Consider the following 12,320-nt stretch of genomic DNA (forward strand, 5'->3'; position numbering starts at 1 on the left):
CCTCCGCCGCGGTCAGTCGGGCTCCGAGCTCGACGCGCCCGGGGGCGTGGCGGCGGGGCAACGCCACCACCGGTGGGGTCGACTTGGAGATCCGATGTCCCGTGCTCCCACGTGGCCCCAACCGGTGAAGCGGGACCGGCGCAGCCATGGCATAGCGCAAGGCGCCATTCCTGGTCCCCGTGACGCGGATGAGCGGCCCATCGTGCGGTCCTCCTGACGGAGTTGACCGCGCGGTGGCGGCAATCGGCTGGACGATGCCCGTCAGGCTCCGCTGCTGAAGGTTCCGGCGCAAGGCCGGGTCAGCTCCTCCGGCGGGTGTCACGACCCTGCCCGTCGACCCTGCTCAGCACCGTTTGCCCGTGGCGGGCAGGCTGGCCCCAGCGGCCGTGACGGGGAGACCGGAGGCAGGAATGAGCAGTTCACCTGGGCTGCGTGAGCGCATCGCGTTGGTGACCGGCGGCAGTAGCGGTCTGGGCCGAGCCACGGCTTTGGCGCTGGCTGCCGACGGCGCCGACGTCGCGGTTCTGGCCCGTGGATCCACGGACCTGGAGGAGACCGCGGAGCAGGTCCGCGCTGCAGGGGTCCGCGCGAGCGCGGTCGTGGTGGACCTCGCCGATGCCGATGCGATCGAGCGGGCGGTGGGCCAGGTGCGGGCCGAACTCGGCCGCGTCGACGTCCTGGTCAACGCGGCCGGAACAGATGTGCCGGGTCCGGTGGCCGAGCTCGACGTCGCGGCCTGGGACAGGGTGCTCGCGGTGAATCTGCGCGCGTCATTCTTGCTGGCCAAGGCGGTCTGGCCGGACATGCGCGACAACGGCGGCGGAACCATCCTCAACGTGTCCTCGGTGGCCGGCCGTCGCGGTTGGGCGAACGCCGCGGCCTACTGCTCGGCCAAGTTCGGGCTGACCGGCCTCACCCAGGCACTCGCGGCCGAAGGCAGGCCGCACCGCATCCGCGCCTGCGTCCTGTATCCCGGCGCCATGGACACCAGCTGGGGCGTCTGGTCACCGGACGATCGGACCGGCTCTGCTGAGCCGGCCCTGTCGGCCGACGCGCTGGCTCCCGATCAGGTCGCCCGCCTGATCTGCTGGATCGCCGCCGCCCCACCGGACGTGGTGCTCAACGAGGTCACCGTCACCCCACTGCTCGAGCGGGGATGGCCGTAGGGATACGAAGGTGCATTGACATCGCGGCCACAACAACGGGCGAGTCGGGTCCCGGCTCTGCCGTCAGGCCACTGCGCGACGCCGGTCGGCGTGGACCTCGCGCGGCCTGAGACGCAGCGTGGAAGAGGGGACAGCGTCGGCGTCCATGTCGCGCCCCTCGGCCTCGGCGATGCGCCGGTAGCGGCGGTCCCGCAGCCGCAGCAGCAGCAGCAGCAGCAGGGCAGCCAGCAGGGTGCCGGTCAGGAGCGGGGACTGCTGAGCGGCGCGGCTCGCTCAGAGCTGCGGTCGGATTCCCGGCTCTCGAGCCAGCGCGTCGGGCTCGAGCGACCCCTCGCCGCGGACCGCTGCCTCGGCCGGACCGTGCCGGCCGGCCGGGAGGATCGTCCTCCCGCGGGCGCCCTCGAGTTCGAGGGCCAGCGCCGCGTAGAGGGCCAGCACCGCGAGGGCCAGGCCCACCCAGCCGGCCGTCGTCTTCCAGCTCGCAGACCCGGTGAGCTCGTAGGCGCCGGTGATCAGGAAGCGGATACCGGCCAGCGCCATGACGGCGGCCGGGACGAGCTTGGTGATACCGGCGGACGCGGGGACGAACATCGAGATCCCCGCAACGATCAGGAGGACCCCGAGGCCCTTGCTGGCGGTGCCGGGCGGGGAGGTCACGGTGGTGAGGCCGACGACCGCCCACGTGCCACTGAGGATTCCCATCCCGGTGGCGGCCACCGGGTCGCGCGCCAGGAAGCCGATGACCGCCGCGGTGAGCTGCAGCGGCACGGTCGCGACCAGCGCGGTGAGGGCGGCCACCCGGCCCTCGGTGGGCGGGATCCAGCCGAGCTGGACGGTCGCGAAAACCGTTGTGGCCAGGGCCAGGGCCAGGAAGCCGAGTGGCAGCGGTGTGGCCAGCGGTCGGAGGACGACGCGGGTCGCGGTCTGCGGGGTGGTCATGGTCAGCTCACCAGGGCCTGGGTCGCGGACTCCTTGAGCTTGGCGTTGGCCCAGCGCATCTGCCGCAACGTGTCGGGGTGGCAGCGCTCGGCCAGGCCGAGCAGCTCCCGTTTCCGGGCGCCCTGCGCCGCCTGGGCGAGCAGCTCCCAGTCCAGCGACACCCCGGCCGCCTCCCGGTGCACGTGCCGTAGGTCGGCGAGCAGCAGCAGCCCAGGTTCGGGGCGACGACCGAGCAGATCTGAGGTCGCCTGCTGGAGCTTCTCGAGGATGCCCGGCTCGCCCTCGGGCTCGGGATCCAGGTCGACGCCGAAGTCGGCGCCGATGCGGGCGAGCTCGGTGACGTGCCGCTGGGACCAGCCGGCGATGTCGCGGGCGACGTAGAAGACCTCGTGGTCGGCCTTGTGCCGGTCGGAGACGGCGAGCAGTACCCGGGCGAGGTGGTTCTCCGACCGGTGCAGCTCCTCGATCGCCAGTCCCAGTTTCATCGCGCACCTCCGGTGGCGAGCTCCTCGACGGCCTCGGCCGCAGCTCCGCCCCGGGTCGGGGGCACGTCCCCGGCGACGGGTCGCGAGCCGGTGGTCGTCGGAGCCGCCGCCGGGCCGTCGCCGGCGGCCAGCCGGACGGCGTTGGCCGCGGCGGTCTTGAAGATCGGCTGCTTGGAGCAGGGGTCCCAGTCGGTGAGGGTCAGCTCGTTCGCCGCCCGTCCGTGGCCGTCGGGTTCGTACCCGGCGGGCTGATCCCAGTAGCCGTAGTGGAACGGCAGGAACAGCACCCCCGGCCGGATGCCGCTGACCCGGAGCTTCGCCTCCACCCGGCCCCTCGGGGTTGTCACCGCAAGCAGGTCACCCTCGGCCCAGCCGCGGTCGGCGGCGTCCGAGGCCGACATCTCCACCCACACCTCCGGGGCGGCGGCCTGCAGCTGCGGTGCGCGGGCGGTCTTGGTACGGGTGTGGAAGTGGTAGAGCGTGCGGCCGGTGATGAGCTGGAACGGGAACTCCTCGCTGATCAGCTCGTGCGGCGGTAGGTACTCGGCGGCCTTGAGCACCGCCCGGCCGGTCGGGTTGAGCGCCTTGTACTCGGTCTCGTCCAGCGGGGCGCCGGTGACCAGGTCGCGGCCGTAGCTCTCGCAGTAGTCCGGCTGGGCCCAGAACCGCCCGTCGGCGTAGATGTGCTCGGTGCCGTCGGGGGCGTCCTCGGTGACCGGCCACTGGATGCCGCTGCCGCCGCGCAGCTTGTCGTAGGAGAGGCCGCTGTAGTCGCAGGGTCGGCCCTTCGAGCACGCCTTCCAGCCCTCGAACGCACCCTCGGGGTCGGACCACTTCACCAGCGGGGCGCCGTCCTTGTCGCGGAGGTCCAGCCGGCGGGCGAAGTCGATCAGGATGTCGAGGTCCGGTCGCGCCTCCCCGGGTGGGTCGACGGCCTTCTCCGACAGATGGACGGTGCGGTCGACGTTGGTGAAGGTGCCGGTCTTCTCCCCCCACGTGGCCGCGGGCAGGACGACGTCAGCCAGCTGCGCGGTCTCGGACAGGAAGATGTCCTGCACGACCAGGAACAGCCGGTCCTGGGACAGCAGCGAGCGGATGCGGCGCAGCTCCGGCAGTGACACCGCGGGGTTGGTGGCGGTGACGTAGAAGAACCGGATCGAGCCCTCTTCGATGTAGCGCAGCTGCTGCATGATGTGCGTCGGCGGCGAGTAGTGCGGGATGTCCATCGGGTCGACGTTCCAGACCCGGGCGAGGTCCTGGATGTGGCTGTCGTTGGACCAATTGCGGAAGGCGGGCAGGTCGCCGTCGGCGCCGGCCTCGCGGGTGTTCTGCGCGGTGGGCTGGCCGTTCATCTGCAGGATCCCGCAGCCCGGCTTGCCGAGCATGCCCCGGACGACGTTGACGTTGTTGACTTGCACGGCGGCCGCGGTGGCCTGGTGCGATTGGTAGAAGCCCTGCAGCACCGTGGAGAGCAGCCGCTCGGCCTGCCCGATGATCCGCGCGGCCTCCCGGATCTGCTCGACAGGGACGTGGCAGACCTCGGCGGCGATCTCCGGCGGGTAGTCGCGCACCCGCTTCGCGAGTTCGTCGAAGCCGACGGTGTGCGCCTCGACGTACCGCCGGTCGATCCAGCCGTTGCCGATGATCTCGTGCAGCAGCGCGTTCATCAGCATCACGTTGGTGCCCGGACGCGGTGCCAGGTGGACGGTCGCGGCCCGGGCCACCGGCGTCTCCCGGGGATCGACGCAGATCACCTGCGGCGGATTCGGTCCGGCCAGCCGGTCCAGCACTCTGCTCCACAGCACCGTCTGGGTCTCGGCCATGTTGTGCCCGTAGAGCACGATCACGTCGGCATGGTCGACGTCGGTGTAGCTCCCGGGCTGCCCGTCGGAGGCGAACGTCTCCTTCAGCGCCGCCGCAGCAGTGGCCGTGCACAGCCGCGTGTTGCCGTCGACGTGGTTCGTGCCGATCCCGCCGTGCGCGATCAGGCCGAGGGTGTAGTACTCCTCCAGGAACAGCTGCCCGGTCGTGTAGAACGCGATCGAGCTCGGCCCGCGCTCGTCCAGCAGCTCCCGGGCTCGGCCGGCGACAGCGTCCATCGCGGTGTCCCAGTCGGTCTCCACCAGCTCGCCGTCCCGGCGGATCAGCGGCTTCGTCAGCCGGTCCGGCGAGTGGTTGGCCTGCCAGCCGTAGAGGTCCTTGGGCCCCAGCCGGCCGTGGTTCACCCGGTCGACCGCGCGACCGCGAACACCAACGATGCGGCCGTCCTTCACGGCGATGTCCAGGCCGTCGCCGTTGGAGTGCAGGATCGTCGCCGACTGCACCCATCTGTCGACGTCGTCCTCGGTCAACCCGTCGCCGAGGTAGGAGTCCACCCGGTTCGGCTAGGTCTCCCCCGGCCCGTACGGCGTTCGTGTCCCCCACGGCTCGGCGATCCGGTCGATCTTGGGCACGGCGGTCCTCCTGCCGGACGGGTTGGGTGCCCGACGAGTCTGGCCGCCGGTCCGGCTTGCCGCAGTCTGGAGTGGGCGTGCTCGGGCGGGGGCCGCACCGCGCGCGCCCCGTGACGCAGTGGATGACACGCTGCGCGATCAGCTCCGTGCCGTCGTGCACCTCGCCGCGGAGTCCACCCGGATCACGGCGTCGGAACGCCGCGCCTGGGAGGAGTCGCTCGACTCGGCCCTGACCGGGGTGTGGCCTGCGGAACGTCCGGTCTGACCCGAGCTCGGATCTGCTGCTCGCGCCGCTGGAGCGGGTAGGCGCCGTGCATGCGCAACGACATCCCGGTCGACGGGGAGTCCCCGGAGCAGGAAGGGCTGGCCCGACGGCTGGACAAGCCGATGGGCGTCCTCGGGCTGGTGTTCGTCCTCGTCGTCCTGGGCCAGTCGCTCGCCAGGGAGTCGTGGCTCGTGACCGCATTGACCGTGGTGGGGTGGCTGTGCTGGGGCGTCTTCGTCGCCGAGTTCGTCCATCGCGCACTGCGCGCCCGGAATCGGCGTCGGTTCTGGGCTCGGAACTGGTGGCAGGTGCTGTTCCTCGTCCTGCCCTTTCTCCGGTTCGCGCGAGCACTGACCCTGCTCCGGGCGGCGAGGCTGGGCGGGGTGGTCTCCGCCGCCGTCCGGGGATCGAGATCGGCCGGCCGGCTGCTCTCCGGTCGCATCGGCTGGCTGGCCGCGGTGACCGGGGTGGTGGTGCTCGCCGGCAGTCAGCTCCTCTACGTCGGGGGCGCCTACGACCGCTACGGTCCCGCTTTGCACGAGACCGCCCTCGCCACCGTCACCGGCCAGCCGCTGACCGCCGACGCAGGATTCGCCCGGATCCTGGAGGTGGTCCTGGCCGTGTACTCGGTCGCGGTCTTCGCAACGCTCGCCGGTGCCCTGGGCGCCTACTTCCTCGATGACCGCAACGTGGCCGCTGCGTCCCCCGAGACGCCTGCTTCCGTCGCTTCGAATCCTCCAGCAGCGGGCACGGGAACCCCGTGAAGACGGACCTCGTCCTGCTTGCCGGCGGGCTCGTCGCGCTCGGCGTGGCCGCCCTGTCCGAGCGCCTGCGCCGATTCCCGGTGTCCGAGCCGCTGCTCGGCTTGCTCGCCGGGATCGTCCTGGGCCCGTCCGTCGCCGGCCTGCTCGACGTGCGGCCGCTGACCGAGGACCACACCTGGCTGCACACCGCCACCCGGATCCTGCTGGCGATCTCCGTGATGGCGGTGGCCCTGCGTTACCCACTGGGCGCGGTCCGGTCGCGGATCCGTCCGGTGCTGATCCTCCTGGCCGTCGCCCTGCCGCTCATGGCCCTCATCACCGCCGGTCTGTCGGCGTGGCTGCTCGGTGTGGGACTGGGTTCTGCGGCGCTGCTCGGCGCGGCGCTGTGCCCGACCGACCCGGTGCTGGCGTCCAGCGTCGTCACCGGAAGCCCGGCTGAGCGGGACCTGCCCGCCCGGGACCGGCAGGTCCTCTCGTTGGAGTCCGGCGCCAACGACGGCTTGGCGCTGCCGCTGGTGCTCGTCGCCATCGCGATCGCCGGCCCCTTGACCGGCGCCGAGGCCGCGCTGGAGTCGCTGTGGCAGGTGGCCGGGGCGGTCGTCGTCGGGCTGGTCACCGGATGGCTCGGCGGGCGGGCGCTCAGGGCCGGCGAGGAACACGGCTCCACCGACCCCGGTCCCCTCGCCCTGTTCACCGCGGTGCTGGCCCTCACGGTGCTCGGGCTCTCCGGGCTGATCCACGTCGACGGCGTGCTCGCCGTGTTCGTCTGTGGGCTCGCCTTCAACGGCGTGAGCACCGGCTCCGAACGGACGTCGGACGTGCCGATCGACGAGGCCGTCAACCGCTTCCTCGTCCTGCCGCTGTTCATCGGCATCGGCGCCGCCCTGCCGTGGGCGGCCTGGGCCGACCTCGGCTGGCGCGGGTTGTTGCTGGCCGGGGCCGTGCTCCTGCTGCGCCGACTGCCGATCCTGGTGGCGCTGCGCCGCCCGCTGCGGTTGGGCTGGCCGGACGCTTTCCACCTGGGGTGGTTCGGCCCGATCGGTGTCTCGGCGCTGTTCTACCTCGCGCTGGAGGCCAAGCGGCTCGGCGCCGACCCCACCGTGCTCGCCGCCGGCAGCCTCGTGGTGGTGGCCAGCGTCGTCGTCCACGGGGTGACTGCCGCACCGGGCCGGGCCGCCTACCGGGCTGCCACCCGGCACGAGGGCCGCCCCGCCGCAGCGGCCGCCCCCGGACACAACGACCGGCGGGGATGAAGCCCCGACCTCACCGCGCGCGGGCGAGCTCCTGCCCGTGGTCTTCCGCGTAGGCCGAGGCGATCGCCCTGGCCGGGCCGCCGACGTGGAGAAAGTGCTCGTCCACCACCTGCAGGTAGTCCTCCACCGCGGCGCCCAGCAACTCTCCGGCGTAGCGCGCGTCAACACCCGCTGTGCGCCGGGCGTGCTCGCTCAGGTGCAGCGCCACCCCCAGCATCGCCGGCAGGGAGGTCTCGGGATCGCCGTCCCGGAAGTAGTAGGTCTCGGCGTACTGGGTGAGGTCGACCCGCAGCTGCGCGAGCTCGACCGCCAGGTCCTTCAGGAGAGGCGCGGCCATCGCCGAGCGCGGGTCGGCCACCAACCCGAGGGTGCCGACCCGGCGCAGTAGCGACAGCCGCACCGCCAGCGCACGGCGCCGGGTCAGCGCCGGGTACACCTGCAGCACCCACGAGACCGCGGCCGTGAGCAGCCCGAACCCGACGAGCGCCTGAACCGGCACCGCGATCCGAAGCCAGTCCGCCGCCGGGACGATGTCACCGAAACCGAGCGTGGCCAGGGTGACGGTGGACAGGTAGACGGCGTCCAGGAAGCCCGCCCGGGAGGTGGGGTCCAGGCTGCTTCCGAAGACGAACCCGCCCGGTAGGTGCGGCCAGTACACCAGCGCCGAGCCCAGCAGGATCAGCAGCACCCAGGCCAGCACGACCACGACCATCGCCAGCGGCCCGACCAACGGCCCCAGCGCTCGGCGGCTACGCCCGATACGCCACACCCCCGCCATCAGTCGGCGGCTGAGACCACCGCGGCCGGTGGGGTGCCAGATCGTGTGGAAGATGTCGCGCAGCGCCATGAGCACCAGCGCTGCGCCGACCGCGGTCACGACCCATCCCAGAGCACCCGTCACTCGCCGAGCCTGTCAACCGTCGGGAGGTGACGTGGGTAGTGGGCCAGCATGTGGTTCGACTCCTGGTCTGACATCGTCCGGATCCTCGCCGTCGGAGCGGCGGCCTACCTCGCGCTCGTGGTCCTGCTCCGGGTGTCCGGCAAACGGACACTGGCCAAGCTCAACGCCTTCGACTGGGTGGTCAGCGTGGCCTTCGGCTCCACCCTGGCGACCATCCTGCTCAGCAGCGACGTTTCCTGGAGCGAGGGAGTCGTCGCCCTGGTCCTGCTCGCGGGATTGCAGTTCGTGGTCGCTCGGACGACGACCTGGCTGCCGGGGGGCCGCAGCGTGGTCACTGCCCGACCGACCCTCCTGCTGCAGGACGGCCGCCCGCTCCGCGAAGCGCTGGAACGGCAGCGGATCACCATGAGCGAGCTGCGCCAGGCCATCCGCGCAACCGGCTCCGGCGACTTGTCCTCGGTGGCCGCCGTCGTCCTGGAGACCGACGGTTCCCTGAGCGTCATCTCCTCCCAACAGGCCGGGAACCGGTCGGCGCTCAAAGGGGTCACCGGAGTCACCCAGCACCGCCCCTGACCGCGACACCGCCGCCAGTCGGGGGCCAGCGCGGGCGCGAGGTGCCGTGTCCGCCGGACGCGGAACGGGCACGACGACCCGAGCCTGGACGGCGGTGCTCGTGCCGGCCCGAGAGCAAGCCGCTGTTCCTGCGGGCCGCGCGGTCGTCGTCGTCAGCCAGTCGGGCAGTTGCGCAGCGCGGAGCCCTCGAACTCGGGGACGGGTCGGGCCGCGGCCTCCTCGGGCGTCTCGGCCTCCCCGTTCTGCTCGATGTCCTGGATCAGCCACTCCATCTCGGCGATCTCGCGCTCCTGTGCCCGGATGATCTCGACAGCCAGCTGGCACACGCGGACGTCGGTGATGTCGGCGCGCTCGGAGCGGGTGATGGCCAGCGAGTGGTGCGGGATCATCGCGTTCATCCAGGCGGAGTCCTGCACGGTGGCCTGGGTCCGGTCAAGCGCGATGCCGCCGCCAAACAGCAACAGGCTCACGGCCACGATCGCGATGTTGCCCTTCATGTTCTTGTACATGTTGAGCATCCAGGCCAGCATGACCAGCCCCATGGCGCCGCCCATCGTGAGCGCCATGAACACGCGGCTCTGGCTGAACTGGACGTGGCTCCACTCCCACGTGCCGGCGAACATCGTCCAGTACATGACCACCATCGACGTGGTGATCATCGCCCCGAAGCGCAGGTACATCTTCTTCTGCATCGCGCCGTGATCGGAGTCGCCGTGCTGGCCGGACTCCTCGCCGGACTGTCCGCGCCGATGATCCTCGTTGCTGCTCCTGGTCGCCATGGGGTGGTGCTCCGTTCGCTTGCCGCCGGTCAGCGGGGGCCGATGTGGGTGGTCGTGTGCTGCCGACGTCCCGGCGCCCGTTCGCGGGTGCTGATGCGCCGGGACGCCTGCTGGTCAGGGCGGGTTCGGTCAGCCCAGCGAGCTGATGAGGTCGCGGCACGCCTGCTCGCAGCGCCGGCAGGCCTCGGCACAGACCCGGCAGTGCTCGTGCATCTCGGCATGCTGCGCGCACTCGTCGCCGCACGCCTTGCACGCCGCGGCGCAGGCCTCGAGCACCGACCGGGTGAGGTTCGCGTCGTAGCCGGTGTGCCGGGACAGCACCCGGCCGGTGCTGTCGCACACGTCGGCGCAGTCGAGGTTGGTGCGGATGCACTTGGTGAGCTCGGCGACGGTGTCCTCGGACAGACACGCATCGGCGCAGGCGGTGCATGCCTGGGCGCACTCGAAGCACGCCTCGATGCAGGCCCGGAGCTTGTCCTTGTCCACCCCGCCGAGGTCCTTGGGGTAGGTGTCGAGCATCTGCGCTGCCACAGTCATGACCATCTCCTCAGGTGTCCCGGCGTCGGAGGGCGCGGATGCCGTCCGGGAAGGTCGCCGGCGAACCTTGTGCTACCCGTAGATCCGTACGGGTACGAGCCCGTCGGAGGTGTTTCTCGATGTCCGAACCCACCCACGCGCACCCGGTCGACCCCGAACGGGTAGCCCATGCCCGGGCCCGGCTGCCCAGCCGTGACGAAGCAGCCCAACTGACCAGCGTGCTGAGCCTGATGGCCGACCCCACGCGTGCCCGGGTCCTGTTCGCACTCGACCTCGTAGAAGAACTGTGCGTCGGCGACCTCGCCCTGGCGCTCGAGGCCAATGAGGACGCCGTCGGGTACGCGCTGCGGCTGCTCCGCACCGCAGGTTTGGTGGTCAACCGCAAACAGGGCCGGGTCGTGTACTACCGCCTCGCCGACGGGTTCCCAGAGCCGCTGCGGGAACACTGCCTCCGCCAACTGGTCACCCTCGCCGAGGCGTCAGCGCCCGACGACGACTGAGGTCGCCGCGCCGTGGCCGTGCACGTTCGCTGCAGCCGCGCCTGCGCGACCGAGTCGTCGCGTGACCGCATCGGCGGGCCGGTCAGCCGGCGGGCGCAGGCGGGCCGGCCTTGTCTGAGCGAACTCGACTGTCCCGTTCCCCGGTCAACTAAGGCACGCTGAAGGCACGACCGAAGGCAAATAGCGTCTTGACCAGCGGTTCTGGACGCTAAGAATCCTAGCCTTCCAAGCTGGCCATGCCGGTTCGATCCCGGTCACCCGCTCCAGAAGCCACACAGGCAGAAATTCCCGTCCGCGCTGGTCACGACCGGCATCGGTCAGTTCAGCGACCTGCCCAGTAGCGTCCCCTGGGATCCCGCCGGCACCCTTGCCGTCCTTCCGGTAAGGACGGGTCAAAGGACGGCGGCTGGCCTGCAGGAGCCGCCGGGCCCGGACGGCCAGAGCGATCTTGCTGCTGCCATCGGCGAGGACGCTGAGACCTGGCGGCCCTGTCAGGCACTCGTTGGCCCACGGCCCTTCGACTACTGCGGCGAGCCAGCCGACTTCATGGCCCAAGTGCTGTGCGACGTGTGCGGGCCCTTCAAGGCCTACCTCTGCGCCATTCACGCCGGCTGGGGCGACGTCGAGGTGGTCAACACCTTCTCTTGGGTCCACCGCCGCGACCGCGGAGCGATCACAGTTCTTGGCCTTCACCGGCTCTAGCCGGCCCGAGACGCAGCACCGGGCCGGTGTCCTCGTCCTGGCCCGGTGCTGCCCAAGTCAGCAGATGCATTGGCTCAGCGCTGGCGGCTACCGGCTCAAGCCGTGATCCAGTACGGGAGCAGCGTGGCGTCCAGATGTGACGCCAAGTGCGTCGAGGACCATGCGGTCAGTGGCCTCCGCTGAGCCGTCGAGGGCCGCGTACATGTTGCGCTCAGCACGGATCGTGTCGCCCTTGGTCGGCTTGACGTGGTGCTCGTAGGTGTTGAAGGCCTGAACAACACCCCAGGCCGTGCCACGCCAGGGAGCAACACGGGGGTCGGACTGCCACAGGTCAACCAGGCGCTCGCGCTTGGTGTTGGCAAAGGCGTTGGCCCGGGGACTGTCGGTCTTGTTGGGCACCAGCTCATCCATCAGCTGGGACAACCGCAGGGCACTAACAGGGATGGCGGCCAGCGCCGCAACCTCCTGAGCGAAGTCGTCAGCCATGGCGTGCACGATGCTGAGCGCCGATCGCGCATCAGCTATGCGGGACATGGAGTTTTTCGAATGGCGGAACTTCACGGTCTGGCCGCGCTCGCGCATCGCAGCGAAGTGTGTGTTGTCGCAGACAACGTCGGTGATGGTGCGCTTGAACGTCGTTGCCAGCGAGCCATCGAACGATGTGGTGGCAAGCAGATTGGGACGGAACTCAACACCCTCAGGCGTCATGATGTTGTCTGGGACAGACACCTCGACCCAGGCAACGGCGCGGTTGCGCAGCAGGCCGGCCGACGAAATGGACAGGTCACCGTCGAGCAAGGTGGCAACGTTGTCGAGCAGCCATTCGCTGTACTGGTGCGGCCGGTAGCCGTCCTTGAAGATGCCGAGCACCTCGTGGGTGGGGACTGCTGCAGCTTCGGTTGACGGCGGTTGGGACTGATCATGCCGCGATGGCGGCCTGAGTGGTGAAGGCGAGTTCGTACTCGACCGGGGTGAGCTTGCCCAGGGCGCGTTGGCGTCGTCG

The 12,320-nt window shown here is 70.9% G+C and carries 12 protein-coding genes; 5 read left to right on the forward strand and 7 right to left on the reverse strand.

The genetic code is table 11. The features are described 5' to 3' along the window. The first annotated feature begins 410 nt into the window (after positions 1–410). The gene (locus DQ240_RS20530) at positions 411–1,166 is read left to right on the forward strand and encodes an SDR family oxidoreductase (RefSeq protein ID WP_113841565.1); all 756 of its coding nucleotides are present in this window, start codon (positions 411–413) and stop codon (positions 1,164–1,166) included. A gap of 273 nt (positions 1,167–1,439) precedes the next feature. On the opposite strand, the gene DQ240_RS20535 is transcribed toward DQ240_RS20530, so the two are convergent. From DQ240_RS20535 to DQ240_RS24125, 3 genes are read right to left on the reverse strand one after another with little or no spacing between them, the layout of a single operon-like run. Beyond that, positions 1,440–2,105 carry a GPR1/FUN34/YaaH family transporter gene (locus DQ240_RS20535; RefSeq protein WP_113841566.1) on the reverse strand — a complete coding sequence of 222 codons (666 nt, stop codon included), beginning with the start codon at positions 2,103–2,105 and terminating at the stop codon, positions 1,440–1,442. 2 nt (positions 2,106–2,107) lie between these two features. After that, on the reverse strand, positions 2,108–2,590 hold the full coding sequence (locus DQ240_RS20540; RefSeq protein ID WP_113841567.1) for a hypothetical protein: 483 nt from the start codon (positions 2,588–2,590) through the stop codon (positions 2,108–2,110). After that, positions 2,587–4,965 (reverse strand): molybdopterin oxidoreductase family protein, encoded by a 2,379-nt coding sequence (locus DQ240_RS24125; RefSeq protein ID WP_113841568.1) that lies wholly within the window; start codon positions 4,963–4,965, stop codon positions 2,587–2,589. Before DQ240_RS24125 ends, DQ240_RS20540 begins: the two co-directional genes overlap by 4 nt. A gap of 393 nt (positions 4,966–5,358) precedes the next feature. Here DQ240_RS24125 and DQ240_RS20550 point away from each other — a divergent pair, with 393 nt between their 5' ends. Together DQ240_RS20550 and DQ240_RS20555 are read left to right on the forward strand one after the other, a co-directional pair. Further along, positions 5,359–6,072, forward strand: coding sequence for a hypothetical protein (locus tag DQ240_RS20550; protein WP_113841569.1), 714 nt, complete (start codon positions 5,359–5,361; stop codon positions 6,070–6,072). Beyond that, positions 6,069–7,325: a cation:proton antiporter gene (locus DQ240_RS20555; protein ID WP_113841570.1), complete on the forward strand. Its 1,257-nt coding sequence runs from the start codon at positions 6,069–6,071 to the stop codon at positions 7,323–7,325. The genes DQ240_RS20550 and DQ240_RS20555 overlap by 4 nt, the downstream gene beginning before the upstream one ends. Before the next feature lie 10 nt (positions 7,326–7,335). Here the strand turns inward: DQ240_RS20555 and DQ240_RS20560 are convergent, their stop codons facing one another. Continuing rightward, on the reverse strand, positions 7,336–8,202 hold the full coding sequence (locus DQ240_RS20560; RefSeq protein WP_199589434.1) for a potassium channel family protein: 867 nt from the start codon (positions 8,200–8,202) through the stop codon (positions 7,336–7,338). Between the two features lie 72 nt (positions 8,203–8,274). Here DQ240_RS20560 and DQ240_RS20565 point away from each other — a divergent pair, with 72 nt between their 5' ends. Further along, entirely contained in the window at positions 8,275–8,799 is a 525-nt protein-coding gene (locus DQ240_RS20565) for a DUF421 domain-containing protein (protein ID WP_113841571.1), read from the forward strand. Positions 8,800–8,951: 152 nt separating this feature from the next. On the opposite strand, the gene DQ240_RS20570 is transcribed toward DQ240_RS20565, so the two are convergent. Together DQ240_RS20570 and DQ240_RS20575 are read right to left on the reverse strand one after the other, a co-directional pair. Further along, positions 8,952–9,578 carry a DUF305 domain-containing protein gene (locus DQ240_RS20570; protein ID WP_233498863.1) on the reverse strand — a complete coding sequence of 209 codons (627 nt, stop codon included), beginning with the start codon at positions 9,576–9,578 and terminating at the stop codon, positions 8,952–8,954. Between the two features lie 129 nt (positions 9,579–9,707). Continuing rightward, a complete protein-coding gene (locus DQ240_RS20575; protein ID WP_113841586.1) occupies positions 9,708–10,115 on the reverse strand; it encodes a four-helix bundle copper-binding protein in 408 nt (135 codons plus the stop codon). 119 nt (positions 10,116–10,234) lie between these two features. Here DQ240_RS20575 and DQ240_RS20580 point away from each other — a divergent pair, with 119 nt between their 5' ends. Then, positions 10,235–10,615, forward strand: a complete 381-nt coding sequence (locus tag DQ240_RS20580) for a helix-turn-helix transcriptional regulator (protein ID WP_113841572.1) — start codon at positions 10,235–10,237, stop codon at positions 10,613–10,615. Positions 10,616–11,404: 789 nt separating this feature from the next. On the opposite strand, the gene DQ240_RS20585 is transcribed toward DQ240_RS20580, so the two are convergent. Beyond that, positions 11,405–12,187: a DUF932 domain-containing protein gene (locus DQ240_RS20585; protein WP_113841573.1), complete on the reverse strand. Its 783-nt coding sequence runs from the start codon at positions 12,185–12,187 to the stop codon at positions 11,405–11,407. Between the last annotated feature and the right edge of the window lie 133 nt (positions 12,188–12,320).

The organism is Blastococcus sp. TF02A-26 (genome assembly GCF_003319125.1).
Taxonomy (GTDB): Bacteria; Actinomycetota; Actinomycetes; order Mycobacteriales; family Geodermatophilaceae; genus Trujillonella.